Source organism: Thalassovita mediterranea (assembly GCA_019448215.1).
GTDB lineage: Bacteria > Pseudomonadota > Alphaproteobacteria > Caulobacterales > Hyphomonadaceae > Henriciella.
Map to the genome: position 1 here is coordinate 1,805,303 of CP080408.1, position 17,618 is coordinate 1,822,920.

Consider the following 17,618-nt stretch of genomic DNA (forward strand, 5'->3'; position numbering starts at 1 on the left):
TGGGCCAAGGCGTGTAAAGCGCGCCCCATACAAGACTTGAAAGCCTTATCCTCCCATGACCGAGCCTACATCGCTTCGCAATATCGCGATCATCGCCCACGTTGACCACGGCAAGACCACGCTGGTCGACTGCCTTCTCAAACAGTCCGGCACCTTCCGCGAGAATGAAGAGACTGCCGACCGGATGATGGACTCCAACGATCTGGAGCGCGAGCGCGGCATCACGATCCTCGCCAAGACCACGTCGGTCGTCTGGGGCGATACGCGCGTCAACATTGTCGACACGCCGGGTCACGCCGACTTTGGCGGCGAAGTGGAGCGTATCCTGAACATGGTGGATGGCGCGATCGTGCTGGTCGACGCCGCTGAAGGCCCAATGCCGCAAACCAAGTTTGTTGTGTCGAAGGCGCTGAAAGTGGGCCTGAAGCCCATCGTCTGCGTCAACAAGATCGACAAGCCGGACAGCCGTCCTGACTACGTCATCAACGAAGTGTTCGACCTCTTCGCTGACCTTGGCGCCGATGACGAACAGCTCGACTTCCCGATCCTCTACGGCTCGGCGAAGAATGGCTGGATGAGCATGGATCACGAGAAGCCGGAAACCGACATGGCGGCTTTGTTCGAGCTGGTCATCAAGCATGTGCCAGAGCCGCGCACCGAGGAAGGCCCGTTCCGGATGCTCGCGACGACCATCTCGTCCGACAACTTCCTTGGCCGCATCCTGACCGGTCGCATCACCTCCGGCACCATCAAGCCAAACCAGACGGTGAAAGTGCTCTCGCGCGATGGTGAGCTGGTTGAGCAGGGCCGTGTCTCCAAGGTGCTGGCGTTCCGCGGTCTTGGCCGTGAGCCGATCGAGGAAGGCGTCGCTGGCGACATCGTTTCGCTGTCAGGCCTCACCAAGGCGAACGTGGCCGACACTTTTGTCGATCCTTCGGTCAGTGAGCCTATCCAGGCCCAGCCGATTGACCCGCCAACGCTCTCCATGACCTTCCGCGTCAATGACAGCCCGCTGGCCGGTACCGAAGGCAAGAAGGTGACCTCGCGCCTTATCTGGGACCGTCTGGTCAAGGAAGCTGAGGGCAACGTTGCGCTTCAGGTGGAGCGCTCGACCGAAGCCGAAGCCTTCACCGTCTCCGGCCGGGGCGAGCTTCAACTGGCCGTCCTTATCGAGACCATGCGCCGCGAAGGCTTTGAACTTGGCGTGATGCGTCCGAAGGTCGTCATGAAGGAAGACCCGGATACGGGCGAAAAGCTCGAGCCGATCGAGGAAGTTGTCATCGACGTCGATGATGAGCACACCGGCGTGATTGTGCAGAAGCTGCAGGAGCGCAAGGCCGACATGATGGAGATGAAGCCATCGGGCGCCGGGCGTACGCGGCTTGTCTTCCACGCGCCGACGCGCGGCCTGATCGGCTATCAGGGTGAGCTTCTGTCTGACACGCGCGGCACGGCCATCATGAACCGCGTCTTCCTTGAATACGCGCCCTACAAAGGCCCGATCAAAGGCCGCCACACCGGCGTGCTCGTGTCGATGGAGCAGGGCGAGGCAGTGGCTTTTGCCCTCTTCAACCTCGAAGACCGGGGCCCGATGATGATCCACCCTGGCGACAAGGTCTATCAGGGCATGATCATCGGCGAGCATACGCGCGACAATGACCTCGAGGTCAACGTCATGAAGGGCAAGAAGCTGACCAACGTGCGCGCGTCGGGCACTGATGAGGCCGTGCGCCTGACCCCGCCGCTGCAGATGACGCTGGAGCGTTCGCTGGCCTATATCGCTGACGATGAGCTGGTCGAAGTGACGCCGCAGTCCATCCGCCTGCGTAAGATCCACCTCGACCCGCATGAGCGTAAGAAGGCGGCAAAGGCAGCCAGCGCGTAAAGTGGTATAGCGCTGCTATCGCTTGCGAGAGTGGTTCAGACGTCAAAATGATTGCGGCCAGCACCGATATTGGGCTGGCCGCTTTCGTTTCTGGCAGACCTGGCCCCCGCCATGCGGCAGAGGCGCGGAGACCCCGTACTTAGTTCGGGGTTTCGTCGTCCGTCATAGCTTCTTCGGTGTCGTTGGCAGCATCCTGGATGGCTTCGCCAGCATCATCCATCGCTTCGCCTGTCTCTTCGACGGCTTCAGCGGTGCCGTCTTCGATTGCTTCACCAGCTTCTTCAAGCTCGTCACCAACGGTTTCTTCTTCGATGACGACTTCTTCTTCTGCAGGCGGGGTTTCGATCTCGACCTCAGTGGTTTCACCTTCGCAACCAGCGAGGACAGCGGCGAATGCGCCAGCAGCAGCAATGTAGAAAAGTTTTTTCATGTCCGGACCCTTTCATAAGCGGATGTTGAGCGATGTGACGAAATCGTGATTTGCGCAAGGAGGTGATGGGGAAAAATTTTCGTGAGACGCCCAATCGCCCAGCCTGTAGGCACGCACGCGTATCCACTGGACGGCATGACGCTATCGGTCAGACCGTAAAACTTGCTGCAGTGGCCGACGCAACCTTTCCGTCTAACTTATGTTATCAACACTCAAGTTGGGGAGTTTGAGCATGGCAGGCACTGACGCGGCTGTTGGATCGGCAGAAGTAGGGCTCAACCGGGACGTTTTCCTGCGATCGCTTCTTCGTGAACTCTCCGGCACGCTCGAGGCCGTTGTCGGTCTAGAAGATGCCTCTGGCTATATCTCCGTCGTTGGCGGCGCCATCGGGCGTCAGATCAACCAGGCCTACAAGAATGAGATCAATGTCCAGAATCTCAGCCGCGACCAGATCGGCGAGGTGCTCGTCGACCTGAAACGCCGCATCGAGGGCGACTTCTACATTATTGAAGCCGACGACACGAAGATCGTGCTGGGCAACAATGCCTGCCCGTTTGGCCGTTATGTCGACGGGCGCCCGTCGCTTTGCATGATGACGTCGAATGTGTTCGGGACCATCGCTGCCGACAATCTTGGCTATGCCAATGTGGTGATCGAGGAAGCCATCGCGCGCGGAGACACAGGATGCCGGGTCGTGGTCAATCTGGTGCAACCTGATGAAGCGCCCGAGGGGCGCGAATATTTTGGCGCCTGATCCTTCGCCTTTCGCGGACTGGGTAGATATTTTCGACGTCTCCAGGGAGGCGCTGATGCTGGTTGGCGACGACGGGGTCATACACGCCAGCAATGGCCCCATGCGCCAGATCCTGTCGGGGGCAAAGCCGGGGTCAGAGCTTGGATCGCATCTGGCTGGCGGTGACGAAGCGTTTGGCGACCTCGTCTCAAGCCTGCGCACCAGCGCAGACCCCCTTCCCATAAGCCTGACCTTGAAGGACGCAGATGGCGAAGACCTGAAACTGCGCGGCGTTGGCAAGCGTCTGCGCCGGGCCGGTCGCGGCGTCTACTTTACGCTTCGCTTCAGTTCAGACGACGGCGATAATTTCGCGGCGCTCAGCCTGCAGGTCGCGGAGCTGGACCAGGAAGTGCGTGCCCGCCGCGCGGCCCAGCAGTCGGCAGAGGCAGCACTGGAGATCAACCGCCTGCTGACGAAAGAGCTTCATCACCGGGTGAACAATAATCTGCAGCTGCAGATATCACTGTTGCGACGCGCTGCACGGCTAACGGCGAATGTGGAAGTAAAACGCTTTGTCGAGCACGCCATCGGACGCCTTCGCGCCATGTCCGCAGGCCTGGACCTGACCTATCGAAGCGGCGAAACCGGCGTGGACATCTCCGATCTTGCAGAGAAACTGGCGCGGCAGGCCGCCGAAATCCTGCCCACCGAGCGAGATATTGATCTGTCCTTGAACGCACGCTTCACCGTGTCCGTGCCGCAGGTAACGCCGCTCGCTCTGATCATTCATGAAACGCTGACCCGCGTTTTCGCGCCTGATGACGGCGATGGTGAGGGCCGGATAGAGCTGCGCGCTGATCTGGACGAGGGCGGCCCTTGGTTGGAATTGTCAGATAGCGGCCAATGGTCTGACGTCCCTGCGACCGGAGATCCCGCAGAGGCCAATACGCTGATCGACACGCTGGCCAAGCAGGCGGGCGTCGCAGTGATGCGTAATGATGAAGGCGGCAGGCGTCTCAGACTTCAATTCGTGACGCTCGCCTAGTCGGTCAGGGTAGGATCGGCGAGGCGGGCAATCGCCTGCTGCTTTACGCCATCTACAGCAGGCGCGATCTGCGCGAGGCTGCTCTGCCTCGATCCGTTCGCCACTTCATCGAAAACGATCTTCGTGCCGCCAGTTTCGGAATCTTCTTCCAGCGTGATGGTCCAGACGACCTGTACGCCCATGCCCTGCAATGGCCCGAAAGGAGCGTCGAGCCGCAGCATCTTGTTCTCAAGGATTGAGAGGACGCGGCCATGCTCAACCGCATTGCCCTCCCAGCTTTCCATCCACAATCCGCCCGCATTCGGGTTGAGCCAGAGGTGTTCGGCCTTGCCGGAATAGGTGTGATCTGGGTGCCACCAGCTGTCTGGCTGGATGAGGCGCTCCCATGTCTCCTCGACGCCCAGCGCCGACACCGCTTCATGGCGCAGCGTGTAATGATCTGCGGTCGCGGTGACGACTTCGGCGCTGGCTGGCAGGCCGACAAGCGCGGCGGCCAGAAGACAGGCTGATCTCATGAACTCCTCCATCTCTTTGCACGCACTATTTGCGGAGAATGCCGGACTGGCAAGTTGTGGCTTGTTTGCATCGGGTGAGGGGGAAAGCGGAACATCGCGTTACCAAAGCGTCATAAACTTCTATGCATGGCCGCATGGCGCGATACACATGTCCTCATGGCGCTTTTGCTTCATCAGGGTGCAGGCTGGAAGATCAGGCCTTATGCTCGGACTGACAATGTCAGCGTGGAGACGCTTTTTCTCGATTGCCTCGATGCCTTTCCCTGGCGCAGCGGCCCCGTCGATGAGCTTATCCGCCTTCGCCAGACACTTCGCCTTTCGCGCTGCATCGTTGCCGAAGAGCCCCATGCCGGTGTGATCGGTTTCCTGACGCTGGAGCGGAAAAGCTCTTATGTGCCGCACTTGTTTGTTGCTGAGGACTGGCGACTTTGCGGGGTGGGATCAGGCCTGCTGGAGGTTGCGCGTGATCTGGCGCGCGCGCCGCTTTCGCTCGATGTCGATGACCAGAATGCGCTGGCGATGAAGGCCTATCTCGCAATGGGCTGGACCGAGAAGGTCGACACATCGATCCGGCCGGGCCAAAGGCGGCTTACGGGGCCTTAGCCCGTTTTTCGGGCGCGGTGGCCGGACAGTCCAAGCGCCTCGCTTTCTTCCTGACTTAGCGCCTCAATCTCCTTGCCGAGGAAGTAGCTGACGACTGTGCGTACACCGGCGACAATGGCGAGGACGATCACGTCGTCGAGGGTGCGGTGAACGATCGTGAAGAGAATATCCGCGACGATGAGAAATTCGAGCGCCGCAAGAATATATGTGCCAAGTTTGAGGCGGCCGCGCTGCAGGGCTGTGGTCGCGCTAAGCGATGGCGAAAGCAGGCCGGTTGCAACCGTCCACAGAAAAACCAGCGAGCCGATGATCAGGATCAGTGCGGAGACAAGCTCAATACAGAACGACAGCGTCTCAAGAATGCTCGTCAGATAATTCGTTTCGCCAGATTCCATGGGGGCCTCCTAGCCAAGCGACGCTCGGGACGTGCCGCAGGTTCCAGACGGTTTTCTTCAGGCCCTGCCAAGTTCAATGGGCGGCGGCGACCTTGTCGATCTCGGCGAGGTGCCTTGCCTGCTCTTCGGCTGGCAGGAAGGAGCCTGTAAAACTGTTCTTCGCCAGCGTGATGATGTCGTCACGCGTCAGGCCGACGGCCTTGGCCGTTTCGCGGAAGTTCTGGTTCACATAGCCGCCGAAATAGGCCGGATCGTCGGAGTTCACCGTCGCCTTGAGGCCAAGTTCCAGCATCTTTTTCATGGGGTGTTCTTTGAGGTCATCGACGACACAAAGCGAGAGGTTCGAAAGCGGGCACACTGTCAGCGTCATGCCGCTTTCAGCGAGGCGGGCGACAAGCTTCTCATCTTCCAGCGAGCGATTGCCGTGATCGATGCGGTCTACCTTCAGCTCGTCCAGCGCCTCATAGACATAGGCGGGCGGGCCTTCTTCACCTGCATGGGCGACAAGCTTCAGCCCGGCTTTGCGGGCCTCTTCATAGATGCGCGCAAACTTGGAAGGCGGGTGGCCATTCTCTGAACTGTCGAGGCCGATGCCATGGATCCTTGAGAGCCATGGCTTTGCCTGGTCCCAGGTCTCGAACGCCTCTTCCTCGGAGAGGTGGCGCAGGAAGCACATGATAAGGCGATAGGTTATGCCGTACTTGTCGTTGGCCGCGTCGAGCGCTTTCAGGATACCGCGGATCGGCACGTCGAATGGGATGCCGCGTTCGGTGTGGCCCTGCGGGTCAAAGAAAACCTCGACATGGCGGACATTATCGGCGGCGACGCGCTGCAGATAGGCATCGGTCAGGTCGTGGAAGTCGGCCTCTGTCTGCAGGACCGACATGCCCTGATAATAGATGTCGAGGAAGTCCTGCAGGTTCGAGAACTCGTACGCGGCGCGGACTTCCTCAAGCGTCTTGAAGGGAATGTCGACCTTGTTGCGGGCGGCAAATTCGAGAAGCTGCTCAGGCTCGAGACTACCTTCGAGGTGAAGGTGCAGCTCGGCCTTGGGCAGCGCGTCGATCAGGGCATCAAGGTCTGACATTGTGGGTCCTATTCCTCGCTTTCTTCGTCCTGCTTTGCAGGATCATACTTCGCGAACCAACCCATGATGTTGTCGGTCTTGGCGATGAGGCGGCTCGGGCGACCGGCGATATAGTGCGGGGAGCCTGGAACGCGAATAAGAGCCGTGTCGACGCCCTGGAGTTTCAGAGCGGTGTAGAACTGCTCAGCTTCCCAGGTCGGCGTGCGCCAGTCTTCCTCGCCCACCATGACAAGCGTCGGCGTCGTCACATTGCCAACGAGCGAGATTGGCGAGAGGTCGAAATAGGCCTGCGGGTTTTCCCACGGGTCCTCGCGGATCCAGTGGCGCCAGACGAAGGGGGCGATATCGCCTGCCAGCGCCATGGTAAACCAGTTGATCACCGGCTTGATCGTGGCGGCTGCCGCAAAACGGTCTGTCTTGCCAACGGCCCATGCGGTGAGGACGCCACCGCCAGACCCGCCAGTGATGAAGAGGCGTTCCGGGTCGACATAATTGCGGGCCACCATCTCATCGACGACGGTCATCAGGTCATCATGGTCGGTGGACGGATAGGCCTTGTCGATCAGCTGGGCGAACTCCTCACCATAGCCGGTCGAACCGCGCGGGTTGGCCCAGACGGTCACATAGCCTTCGGCGGCATAGCGCTGGATCTCGCTTGCGAAGAAGGGGCCGTACATGGAGAACGGGCCGCCATGGATCTCAAGGATCATCGGGAAGCTGCCATCGGCGGTAAAGTCTGGCGGCAGGGCCACCCAGGCCTCGATTTCGCGGCCATCGGCGCTGGAAGAGACTTTCACTTCCTCAACGCGGGCCATGTCGAGATAGGGCAGGACGTCGGCATTGAGTGAGGTCAGCGTACGTGCATTCACGCCGCGCCCGGCGACCGCGACCTCTGCTGGGGCGTCGGCGGTGCCAGCGGTATAGGCGATGACTGGATTACGCGTCTGCGAAACAGAGAAGTCTGCGCCCGCATAGGGCCGGCCGATAGAGGTGCCGCCAAGGCCTGAGACGGCGATGGAGGTGTCGCCGCCCGTCGTGATCTGGAAGATGTCCATATTGCCGGCATTCTCAATGGCGCTGTAGAGCGAGCGGCCATCGGGTGCCCATTGCAGGGCGCCGATCTCACGGTCGAAGTCGGCGGCAATTTCGCGGACGTTCGAGCCGTCGGCATCCATCAGGTAGAGGTTGGCCTGCTCATAGGCTTTCAGATTATCGTCATGGCCGCGGAACGCGATCGTGCGCCCGTCTGGTGAGACGACAGGGCCAAAGTCAGGGCCGTCGCGGCTGGTCAGTGGGCGCATGGAAAGATCGGAGAGCTCTACGGCGTAAATCTCGCTCTCGATCGGGTCGAGGTCGGCGTCTTCGGCCGTGTTGCCTGTGACGAGCAGCGTATCATTGTCGAGCCAGACAGGCCCGCCGAGATCAGCGTCGCCCTTGGTGACCTGGCGCGGTGAGCCACCATCGGCAGAGAGCACGAAAGTGTGCGTGGTGCCTTCCTCGAGATAGCCCTGACCGTCGAAGCGGAAGGTTAGATCATCGAAGACACGGACGGGTTCGTTCCACTCTGCGCCTTCGCGCTGGCTAGGGGCGGTGGCAAAGCTTGGCTTCTCACCCTTCACGAACATCGAGAAAGCGATCTTCGAGCCGTCGGGCGACCATTTCGCGCCGCCAGCGCCGTACTCAAGCTGGGCGAGGGAGAAACTCTGGCCAGTGTCGAGATAGTGGAGGCGAAGCTCTGGCTTACCGTCAGCCGAGGCGGTGGAGTAGAGCAGCTTCGAGCCGTCGGGAGACCAGGCCGGCGCTCCGGCAGATGCGCCGCCTGTCACGAGCGGGCGCTGCTCGCCAGAGGCGACGTCGATGATCCAGAGGTCGCCGCGGTCGCGGTCTTTCAGCTGGTCCATGGAATGGCGGACATAGACGATCTTCGAGCCGTCAGGCGAAATCTGGGGAGAGGTTGCGTATTCAATGTCGAAGACGCGTTCAGCGGTGAAGCGGCGGCTTTCCTCGTCGCTGCCTGCGTCCTGCGCGCCAGCGCCCAACGCGCACAATCCGGTCAGGCAGACGCCCGCAAGAAATGCCCACTTTTTCATCTGAAATCCTCCCGCAGCTTTTGACATTGCAGGAATGTCTAGCATGCACATTCCGCAATGACAGGGTTAAGCAGGCGTTATTTTGGTGACATGCTGCCCTGATGAGCTAGGGTCTTGCTGGAAATACCGCCTTGGGGGGCGATGGAGATGAGAAAATGGACCTGATCTGGTGGATATTGCCCGCGCTGTCGGGTGTCGTTGGCCTGATGCTGACCTTTGCGGGGCTTGGACGACTTTTCAAGCTGCGGGTTATGACCGGTGCGCTGCGCTTCCTCTTCGGGATCGGTTTTCTGGGGATCGCTGGCATCGGCACGTTTCTCGGCCTGAACCTGCAGACCTATGAGCGCCTGACCTATGAGCGGCCCGTCGCGCGCGTCACCTTTGCGGCGGTCGGCGGCGAAGAGAATGCCTACCGGGTGAATGTCGATCTCGCAGGCGGCGGTGAGGTCATCTGTTTCGACCCGGGCGCCGAGGGAGAGCCTTGTGTTCTTAGCGGGGATGAGTTCTCGCTCGGCGCGCGCGTCATCACCTTTGAACCCATGGCTAACATGCTGGGCTATGACAGCGTCTACCGGCTTGAATATATGGAAGGCCGGATGAACCGCCGGTACAATACAAGCTCTGTCAGTGAGGCGACGAGCAATGGTCTCGCCCTGTCGGAGAACCCCGGCCTCGACGTATTCGCCCTTGCCCGTGAGCAGGGCGAGCGGGTCGGCGTGAAGGGCAGCCAGTTCGGCTCTGCTGTTTACGCCCCCATGGCAGATGGCCTCGCCTATGACATTGTCATCACACAGCAGGCGCTGCGACTTGAGCCGGCCAATGCCGCCGCGCGCCAGCAACTCGAAACAGGGAGCTGACCTTGGGGCTCTGGGACAAATTCGTCGTACCACCACTCATCTCGTGCGCGTGCGCGACCAAGCCGATCATGAAGCAGCGCGAGAAGGTCGTGCCGCTCGCCACCGGCAAGGTGCTGGAACTCGGTTGTGGGTCAGGCACGAATTTCGGCTTCTACGACGCCTCGAAGCTGGAAAAGCTCTACGCTCTCGAACCATCGCCTGAAATGATGGCGCGCGCCCGCAAGGAGGCGAACCAGTTTGGCTGGGCGGACCGGATCGAATTTCTGGAAACGGGCGCTGAAGACGTGCCACTGCCTGACGATAGTATCGACACGGTCGTGATCACTTTCGTGCTCTGCACTATCCCTGACTGGGCCGGGTCGCTGGCAGAAGTCCGCCGTGTCCTGAAGCCGGGCGGCAAGGTGCTCTTCTCCGAGCATGGCCTTGCCCCTGACCAGGGCGTCGCCAAATGGCAGCGCCGGGTCGAGCGGTTCTGGAAACCGCTTGCAGGCGGCTGTCACCTCACCCGCGATGCCAAGGCGATGCTGGCTGACGCCGGTTTCGTCATGGAAGATGTGCACACCATGTACCTGCCGAGCACGCCAAAGATTGCAGGTTTCGTCAGCTGGGGGCAGGCACGTGCCGCTTAGGACGCCGCCCTATCTGCCTTTTCTGCATGGCCCGCCTGCAGTCGCCCCGGCGCTGAACCCCATTCCGGAGCGCAGCTGGCTCCTGCCGGATATGGAGATGGATGGCTGCGAGCTGGACCGGCTCATGCTGCTCGAGGAACAGCCCGAGGAAACGCTGCTTGGAGAATTGAACGGCCCTGCCGCGCGCGAACTGCTCGCCATGATTGGTGAGGCCGTGAATACCTCATCGCAAAGCTCGTTCGAAAATGCCCTCGCAAGGGCGGCGACGCTTGTATCCGATGATCTCTGCCTGCTGGAGCCTGACCATGACGGCGTCTGGCGTCTTGTCGCGGCCGCGGTGACGGCGCCGACCTATTGGTCCTTGCCTGAAGTGATGGGCGGCACGCTGCATGACCTGCACGGCCCTGTACCGGGCGGCAGCCCGGAGCTTGCCAGCCGGATCGACCGGATCTTCACCAACCTTGCGCCGGGCAAGGTGCTTGAGCGGTTCAACTGGACCGTCCAGGCGGGCGCGCAGCGCTTCACGCAGGAGCGCCCGCTGACGCTTGCGGCAGAGCCTGAAGACCTGTTCCTGCGCGTTGAGCGCCAGACGGTAAGGAAGCTGCCGGAAACAGGCGCGATCTGTTTCACCATCCGGGTCTGTCTCGACCCACTTTTGCCGATCCTTGTTGATGATGATCTTCGCGAAAGCTTCGAGGATGCCTGGATCGGCGCCGACCGGGATCTTCGCGCCTATAAGGGCTGGAATGAGCTTGAGCTTCTGGTTCGCGAAGCCTGCCTCCAGTCGGCGGCGACGGGCTGAACAAGAGCTGGTGAACAAAAGTGGCGCGTATCGATCAGCGGATGACAGCAGAGCTCGAAGGAGACTTTGTTGTTTTCCTGATCGGGATGCGGGTCAACAAGGCTTGGAAAGTCTGGAAATGGTGGCCGCCATTCATGGCCATGCCGCGCATGCTGGCTGAACTTGAAAAGCATCCCGAGCTTGGGCTTTTGCATGCTCGAACAGTGTTCGGATTTCCAGGCACGATGGTCATTCAGTACTGGCGCAGTTTTGAGCATCTGGAAGCGTATGCGACCAACCGCACACTCGCCCATCTGCCGGCCTGGAAGGCCTTCAATCGAACGGCTGGCTCAAGTGGTGATGTCGGGATCTGGCATGAGACCTACCTTGTTAAATCCGGTGCGTATGAAGCCGTTTACAATGCCATGCCCGCGACAGGCCTCGGGCAGGCAGGTACGCTGGCCCCAGCCGATGGCCGACGCCGATCGGCGCGCGGACGTCTCAGGCAAAGCGATGGGACAGACACCACTGACATCGTGTGAGCCAAGCCTCTGCTTGTCCCTGTCGCAATGACGGCGAACCGTCTTATGTCAGCTCACGAAGTCATGGAGAGGAGACAGCGATGGCATATTGGCTGTTCAAGTCCGAGCCGTTCAAATGGAGCTGGGACGACCAGAAAGAAGCTGGCGAAGAGGGCACGCAGTGGACCGGTATTCGCAACTACCAGGCGCGCAATTTCATGCGCGACATGAAGGTGGGCGACAAAGGCTTCTTCTACCACTCCAATAAGGGCCTCGAAGTTGTCGGCATTGTCGAGGTCTCGGCAGAGAGCGCGCAGGACAAAACAACCGATGACGATCGCTGGGATTGCGTCGATCTGCGGGCGGTCTGCGATATGCCGAAATCCGTGACCCTCAAGGATGTGAAAGCGAACGAGAAACTTGAGGACATGGCGCTCGTCACGAGCTTCCGTCTCTCGGTCCAGCCTGTGAAGGATGATGAGTGGATGGAAGTTTGCCGCATGGGCGGGCTTAACGGAAAGACGCTGAAGCCGCTCTAGGTTCCTTTGCTTCGGCTTGCCCCCTCCGCCTGCCGGCACCTCCCCCGTCAACGGGGGAGGAAATCGCGACGCTGGCGTTTGGTCCTTTCTGCCCCCGCAAGCGCTAGGCCAAGGCCATTTCCAGTGCGACCTCGCAATGGATGAGCGCGGTGTCATAGACGGGCAGAGGCGAATTGCCGGCGTCGAGCAGCATGCCAATCTCGGTGCAGCCGAGGATGACGCTGTCGGCGCCGGCTTTCGCATATTTGCGAACGATATCAACGAAGGCGTCCAAGCTTTCTTCGCGCGTGATGCCATTCACCAGCTCGTCGAAGATGATGGCGTGAATGCGCGCGCGGTCGGCCTCACCCGGCACAATCACACCAAGGCCGTGCTGGTCTGCGAGCCGTCCTTTGTAGAAGTCCTGCTCCATCGTGTAGGCGGTCCCAAGCAGAAGCGGACGTGCGCGGCCATCTGATTTCAGCCTGATGGCCGTCGCATCAGCGATGTGGAGGAAGGGCACGCCAAGCGCGCTTTCTATGGTGTCGGCGCAGCGATGCATCGTGTTGGTCGCAAGCAGGACGAGGTCGACGCCAGCGGCCTCAAGCCCCTTCGCAGCTCGTACAAGGTGTTCACCGGCCCCAGCCCAGTCGCCTGCCTTCTGCATGGCCTGAATCTCACCGAAATTCATGGAGGCGATGACGCAGTCTGCCGTCGCAAGGGCGCTTAACCGCTCGCGTGCGCCGGCGTTCAGCGCGCGGTAATAGATGATCGTGCTTTCCGGGCTCATCCCGCCGAGGATGCCGATCCGCTTCATCCGCGCACGCCGTCTTCAAAGCTGGCGAGCGCCCATTCGGCGAAAACGCCAAGATTGCCACCCCTGAACAGGAAGGCGCCGACGCCTGCTGCGCGGGCCGCATCGAGATCGGTTTCCTTGTCGCCGATCAGGAAGCTCTGTTCGCGGTTGACGTTGAAGTCCGCCATGGCCTGCAGCAGCATGCCTGGCCCCGGTTTGCGATCGATGCTCGACTTGCGGTAGCGCGCAATCTCTCCGTCTTCATGCCAGGGGGCGTGATAGAAGCGGTCGATATGGGCGCCGGCCTCTTTCAGCTCTTTGGTCATATGGTCGTGCAGCGCCTGCATATCGGCCTCTGTGTAATAGCCGCGCGCGATGCCTGACTGGTTGGTGACAACGAAGACATACCAGCCGCGTCTGTTGAAGTTGGCGATGCAGGTCTTGGCGCCCTCGATCCACTCGAAGTCCTCGATGCGGCTGACATAGCCGCGGTCGACATTGAGGACGCCGTCGCGGTCGAGAAAAAGGGCGGGGCGTCGTTCGGCCATAAGGTTTCCTACGCCAAGCGCAGCGGCGGCACCAGATCAGGGTGCTGCATTCAGCTGCTGGCGCCTTCGTCCTGTCCAAGCTCTGACACGGCCCGCCGGTTCGCGCGCACACCGAGCATGAATGGGATGAGGCAGAGCGCCGTCAGGATTGACGCAAGGAGGAAGGCCGCACCGGGGAAGTAGACCGGCGCATCGGGCGCCGAGAAAGCGTGCAGCGTCTGCGTCATCAGAAGCGGGGCGAAGATGATGGAGAATGCGTTGAGGCTGGCTGTCGCGCCCTGAAGCTCACCCTGCGCGTTACGCGGTGTCAGGCCGGACATGATCTGGTTGATGGACGGGCCGAACACGCCGCCAAGCGCGCTGAGCGGAATGATTGCATAGATCATCCAGCCCTGTACCGCACCTGCAAAAAGCCCGAGCGCGAGCACCATGATGCCGATGCCGCCAAGGGCGGTGCGCACCGGGCCAAACCGCTTGATGGCCGGCCCGATCAGCAGGACCTGCGTGACGGCAGACCCAAGACCGACCGCCGCGAGCGAGAGACCGATCTGCGTTTCGGACCAGTCATAGCGGATGTCGGAATAGAAGTTCCAGGTCGACGGGAAGACGCTGTGGGCGAACTGGAAGATACCAAAGGCGACGATGAACCAGCCAACCTTCGGGATCTTTGAGAAGTGTTTGACGGCCCCGAACGGGTTGGCGCGCTTCACATTGAAAGGGCGGCGGTCCTCTTTGGCCAGCGATTCCGGCAGGACGAAATAGCCATACAGGAAATTGGCGATGGAGAGCGCAGCCGCGCCGAAGAAGGGAAGGCGTGTATCGATCGACCCCAGAAGCCCGCCTATTGCCGGGCCAAGGATGAAGCCAATGCCGAAAGCTGCGCCGATCATGCCGAACGCCTTGCCGCGTTCTTCAGGCTCTGTGACGTCGGCAATGTAGGCGTTCGCGGTCGAGAAGGTGGCCGATGAGATGCCGGTCAGCGCGCGGCCGATAAAGAGAAGCCAGACCGAGTCGGCGAGCCCCATGATGATGAAATCCATGCCCAGCGTGGCGATGGAAACCAGCATGACGGGCCGCCTGCCATACCGGTCCGACAGATTGCCGATTGTGGGCATGGCAACGAAGTTGAGGATGCCATAGGTCGCCATCAGGTAGCCGCCGATAACGATGGTTTCTGAAGCCGGGTTACCCGTCAGCTCTTCGAGCAGGGAAGGCATGACGGGGATGATGATGCCAAAGCCCATCATGTCCATCGCCACACAGACGATCACGAACAGGAAGGCATTCTTCCCATGCTTGCGGGTGGCGGGGGCCTCACTCATGGCGCAAGGCAATGGCCGGGAACGGCGCGGGCGTCAATCATTGATGATGAATGCCCGGGATTGAAGCGCCGCGGCGTCAGCTCAGCTGCGTTGAGACAGCACTTCACCTAGTCGCCAGCCCGGCGAACCGCTTATATGCGAGGGAAGACAGGCAGAAGGAGCTGGACCATGCGCGCAATACTATTGGGGAGTGCAGCCCTTCTGCTTTCTGCAGGCGCGTGGGCGCAGGACGCGGCGGTTTCCTATGACGTGTCCTTCCCGAATGCCGTGCACCATGAGGCGGAAATCGCTGTCACCTTCCGTGAGATCGGCGACGGGCCGCTCACTGTGCGCATGTCGCGTGCTTCGTCGGGGCGGTATGCGCTGCATGAGTTTGCCAAGAATGTTTACGGCCTGAGCGCGGTCGATGCGGACGGGCAGGCGCTGGCTGTATCGCAGGACGATCCCTATTCATGGACAATCGAAGGCCATGGCGGCGAGGCGACGGTGACCTACACCCTCTATGCCGACCGCGCCGACGGCACCTATTCGCAGATTGATCTCACCCATGCGCATCTCAACATGCCCGCTACGCTGCTCTGGGCGGAGGGTATGGAAAACCGGCCCGTCGAGATCAGTTTTGAGCCTGCGTCCCCGGACTGGAAAGCGGCAACGCAGCTCGTTCCCACAGATGCCGCGATGGCGTTCACTGCGCCGGACTTTCAATACCTCATGGATAGCCCGACCGAACTGTCCGATTTTGATCTCCGCGAATGGACGATCGGGGAGGGCGATACTGCCCAGACAATCCGGCTCGCCATCCACCATGACGGCACGCCAGAAGACGCTGATACCTATGCCGAGATGGCGAAGAATGTCGTCGATGAGCAGATCAAGCTCTTCGGAGAGGCGCCGCGTTTTGACTATGGCACCTACACTTTCATCGCCGACTATCTGCCCCATGTTAGCGGCGACGGGATGGAGCATCGCAATTCTACCGTCATCAGCAACACCAAGGGCCTCTATGAGGACGAGTTCGGCCAGCTGAGCACGCTTTCGCATGAGTTCATCCATGCCTGGAATGTCGAACGCCTGCGTCCGGCAGAGCTGGAGCCCTTCGACTTCACGAAGGCTAATCCCACAACCACGCTCTGGTTCGCGGAAGGCTTCACCACCTATTATGCCCCGCTGATGATCCGGCGGGCAGGCGAAGAAGATGTCGATGGGTATCTCAAAACGCTGAGCCGGAACCTCAGCTACGTCGTGAACGGCGCTGGGCGCGAGCTACGCTCGCCCATGGCGATGAGCCTGCGTGCGCCTTTCGTCGATGCAGCGACCGCGATCGACCCCGACAACAACGCAAACACGTTCGTGTCCTACTATCCCTATGGGGCCATGATCGGCCTTGCGCTGGACCTTGAACTTCGTGGCAAGTTTGAGGGCATTTCGCTCGATGATTATATGCGCCGCCTCTGGCAGAAATTCGGAAAGACCGAGACGCCCTACACGCATGAAGACCTGAAGGTCACGCTGGCCGAGGTGACGGGTGATGAGGCCTTCGCGGAAGGCTTCTTCGCGAACTATATCGAAACAGGCGCGTTGCCGGACTATGGCCCGCTCCTTGCGCAGGCGGGGCTTGAGCTTGGGCCTGCCAATCCGGACAAGGCCTGGATCGGCGGTAGCTTTGAGGGCGATGGCCCCGTCGTGAAGATTGCGTCCAACACGGTGCGCGGCACGCCGCTCTATGAGGCCGGGCTGGATCGCGGCGATGAAATCGTCCGGATCGGTCGTTTCGACATCAACTCGACTGGCGACGTGGACACGGCGCTCTCACGCCTTGAGCCGGGCGACACTGTCGAGGTCGCTTATGTTTCGCGCAGCGGTGAGGGCAATGTCTCGGTCACCCTCGTTGAAGACCCCGCGCTCAAGGTCACCCGCAAGGAAGCTGGTGACGACGAGCTGTCGGCAGCAGAGAAACGCTTCCGCGAAGACTGGCTGGGCGTCGAAGAGACCGAGGACGCAGGCTGATCAGTTCGGTGATCTGCGGCGGGCAAAGCTCGCAAGCGCGACGCCGCCAAGGATGAGGCCGGTGGCGATCACAAAGCGCAAGGTCAGCGGCTCGCTCAGGAAGACCATGCCGCCTAGGGCGGCGATGGCAGGTACGGTCAGTTGCGCGATCGCAGCAAGGCTGGCGCTAAGATCGCGCAGCGCGGCGTACCAGATTGCGTAGCCAAGCGCCGATGTGATTGCGCCAGATGCGAGGGCGTAAACGACGCCTTCGATGCTTGGGAAGGCTTCGCCGCTGAGAAGCAGTGCAGGTCCTGCAATCACAATGGCCAGCACGCAAGCGCGTGCGAAATTTCCGGCCGTCATGACGGTCGGTTGGCTCGCACCGCGGCCGCGTAACGAGTAGATGCCCCAGCCAATACCTGCCGCGCCCATGAGCAGCGCGCCGATCAGGGGCGGGGCCTCAAGGCCGGGCAGGAGCAGCCAGACAAGCCCCCCAAGTGCCAGCGCCAGTCCTGCCCACCGCGCGGCCGCCAGCCGTTCGCCTTGCAGGATGCCCCAGCCGATCATGGTGATCTGGACGATGGCAAAGAGGATGAGCGCGCCCGTCCCCGTCGCAAGGGTAAGATAGGCGAGCGAGAACGCCGCTGCATAAAGAAGGAGTGCGGCCCCTGATGCCCAGCTGCCAGACCCTATCGCGCGCTTGGGCGAGACGATCAGCGCCAGTACGACCGCGCCTGAGAGAAGGCGGATCAGCGTAAAACTCCACGGGCCTGCCTCGCCGGTCGCCATGGCAAGGCGCGCCAGCACGGAGTTCGCGGCAAACGCCGTCATGGCGAGTGCCGTCACAAGAAAGAGGCGGAGCGGAAAGGCCATC

Annotated in this window: 19 protein-coding genes; 10 read left to right on the forward strand and 9 right to left on the reverse strand. The window is 61.0% G+C overall.

What is annotated here, in order from left to right; all coding sequences use genetic code 11:
- Positions 1–55 precede the first annotated feature (55 nt).
- Positions 56–1,885, forward strand: a complete 1,830-nt coding sequence (gene typA / locus KUV46_08990) for a translational GTPase TypA (GenBank protein ID QYI99491.1) — start codon at positions 56–58, stop codon at positions 1,883–1,885.
- Between the two features lie 139 nt (positions 1,886–2,024).
- Here the strand turns inward: typA and KUV46_08995 are convergent, their stop codons facing one another.
- Entirely contained in the window at positions 2,025–2,315 is a 291-nt protein-coding gene (locus KUV46_08995) for a hypothetical protein (protein QYI99492.1), read from the reverse strand.
- A 232-nt stretch (positions 2,316–2,547) separates the two neighbouring features.
- On the opposite strand from KUV46_08995, the gene KUV46_09000 reads away from it, so the two are divergent.
- Positions 2,548–3,069, forward strand: coding sequence for a methanogen output domain 1-containing protein (locus tag KUV46_09000; GenBank protein QYI99493.1), 522 nt, complete (start codon positions 2,548–2,550; stop codon positions 3,067–3,069).
- Between the two features lie 55 nt (positions 3,070–3,124).
- Positions 3,125–4,093: a sensor histidine kinase gene (locus KUV46_09005; GenBank protein QYI99494.1), complete on the forward strand. Its 969-nt coding sequence runs from the start codon at positions 3,125–3,127 to the stop codon at positions 4,091–4,093.
- Here KUV46_09005 and KUV46_09010 read toward each other — a convergent pair.
- Positions 4,090–4,608, reverse strand: coding sequence for a hypothetical protein (locus KUV46_09010; protein ID QYI99495.1), 519 nt, complete (start codon positions 4,606–4,608; stop codon positions 4,090–4,092). The two genes, KUV46_09005 and KUV46_09010, sit on opposite strands and share 4 nt — an antisense overlap.
- Before the next feature lie 126 nt (positions 4,609–4,734).
- On the opposite strand from KUV46_09010, the gene KUV46_09015 reads away from it, so the two are divergent.
- Complete coding sequence (locus KUV46_09015) at positions 4,735–5,211, forward strand: GNAT family N-acetyltransferase (protein ID QYI99496.1); 477 nt, start codon at positions 4,735–4,737, stop codon at positions 5,209–5,211.
- On the opposite strand, the gene KUV46_09020 is transcribed toward KUV46_09015, so the two are convergent.
- From KUV46_09020 to KUV46_09030, 3 genes are all read right to left on the reverse strand, one after another.
- A complete protein-coding gene (locus KUV46_09020) occupies positions 5,208–5,606 on the reverse strand; it encodes a DUF1622 domain-containing protein (GenBank protein ID QYI99497.1) in 399 nt (132 codons plus the stop codon). The genes KUV46_09015 and KUV46_09020 overlap by 4 nt on opposite strands.
- 73 nt (positions 5,607–5,679) lie before the next feature.
- A complete protein-coding gene (locus tag KUV46_09025) occupies positions 5,680–6,693 on the reverse strand; it encodes an adenosine deaminase (GenBank protein QYI99498.1) in 1,014 nt (337 codons plus the stop codon).
- A gap of 8 nt (positions 6,694–6,701) precedes the next feature.
- On the reverse strand, positions 6,702–8,783 hold the full coding sequence (locus KUV46_09030) for a S9 family peptidase (GenBank protein ID QYI99499.1): 2,082 nt from the start codon (positions 8,781–8,783) through the stop codon (positions 6,702–6,704).
- A gap of 155 nt (positions 8,784–8,938) precedes the next feature.
- Here KUV46_09030 and KUV46_09035 point away from each other — a divergent pair, with 155 nt between their 5' ends.
- From KUV46_09035 to KUV46_09055, 5 genes are all read left to right on the forward strand, one after another.
- Complete coding sequence (locus KUV46_09035; GenBank protein ID QYI99500.1) at positions 8,939–9,640, forward strand: hypothetical protein; 702 nt, start codon at positions 8,939–8,941, stop codon at positions 9,638–9,640.
- Between the two features lie 2 nt (positions 9,641–9,642).
- Complete coding sequence (locus tag KUV46_09040) at positions 9,643–10,269, forward strand: class I SAM-dependent methyltransferase (protein ID QYI99501.1); 627 nt, start codon at positions 9,643–9,645, stop codon at positions 10,267–10,269.
- Positions 10,259–11,071, forward strand: a complete 813-nt coding sequence (locus tag KUV46_09045; protein QYI99502.1) for a DUF3445 domain-containing protein — start codon at positions 10,259–10,261, stop codon at positions 11,069–11,071. The genes KUV46_09040 and KUV46_09045 overlap by 11 nt, the downstream gene beginning before the upstream one ends.
- A gap of 20 nt (positions 11,072–11,091) precedes the next feature.
- Positions 11,092–11,592 (forward strand): DUF4188 domain-containing protein, encoded by a 501-nt coding sequence (locus tag KUV46_09050; GenBank protein ID QYI99503.1) that lies wholly within the window; start codon positions 11,092–11,094, stop codon positions 11,590–11,592.
- An 80-nt stretch (positions 11,593–11,672) separates the two neighbouring features.
- Positions 11,673–12,110 carry an EVE domain-containing protein gene (locus tag KUV46_09055; GenBank protein ID QYI99504.1) on the forward strand — a complete coding sequence of 146 codons (438 nt, stop codon included), beginning with the start codon at positions 11,673–11,675 and terminating at the stop codon, positions 12,108–12,110.
- Between the two features lie 103 nt (positions 12,111–12,213).
- On the opposite strand, the gene KUV46_09060 is transcribed toward KUV46_09055, so the two are convergent.
- From KUV46_09060 to KUV46_09070, 3 genes are read right to left on the reverse strand one after another with little or no spacing between them, the layout of a single operon-like run.
- A complete protein-coding gene (locus KUV46_09060; protein QYI99505.1) occupies positions 12,214–12,906 on the reverse strand; it encodes an aspartate/glutamate racemase family protein in 693 nt (230 codons plus the stop codon).
- Positions 12,903–13,433 carry an HAD family hydrolase gene (locus KUV46_09065; GenBank protein QYI99506.1) on the reverse strand — a complete coding sequence of 177 codons (531 nt, stop codon included), beginning with the start codon at positions 13,431–13,433 and terminating at the stop codon, positions 12,903–12,905. Before KUV46_09065 ends, KUV46_09060 begins: the two co-directional genes overlap by 4 nt.
- A gap of 50 nt (positions 13,434–13,483) precedes the next feature.
- On the reverse strand, positions 13,484–14,755 hold the full coding sequence (locus KUV46_09070) for a TCR/Tet family MFS transporter (GenBank protein QYI99507.1): 1,272 nt from the start codon (positions 14,753–14,755) through the stop codon (positions 13,484–13,486).
- Positions 14,756–14,923: 168 nt separating this feature from the next.
- Between KUV46_09070 and KUV46_09075 the strand changes: the two genes are divergently transcribed.
- Complete coding sequence (locus tag KUV46_09075; protein QYI99508.1) at positions 14,924–16,762, forward strand: PDZ domain-containing protein; 1,839 nt, start codon at positions 14,924–14,926, stop codon at positions 16,760–16,762.
- Here KUV46_09075 and KUV46_09080 read toward each other — a convergent pair whose 3' ends face one another.
- Entirely contained in the window at positions 16,763–17,617 is an 855-nt protein-coding gene (locus tag KUV46_09080) for a DMT family transporter (GenBank protein ID QYI99509.1), read from the reverse strand.
- Between the last annotated feature and the right edge of the window lies 1 nt (position 17,618).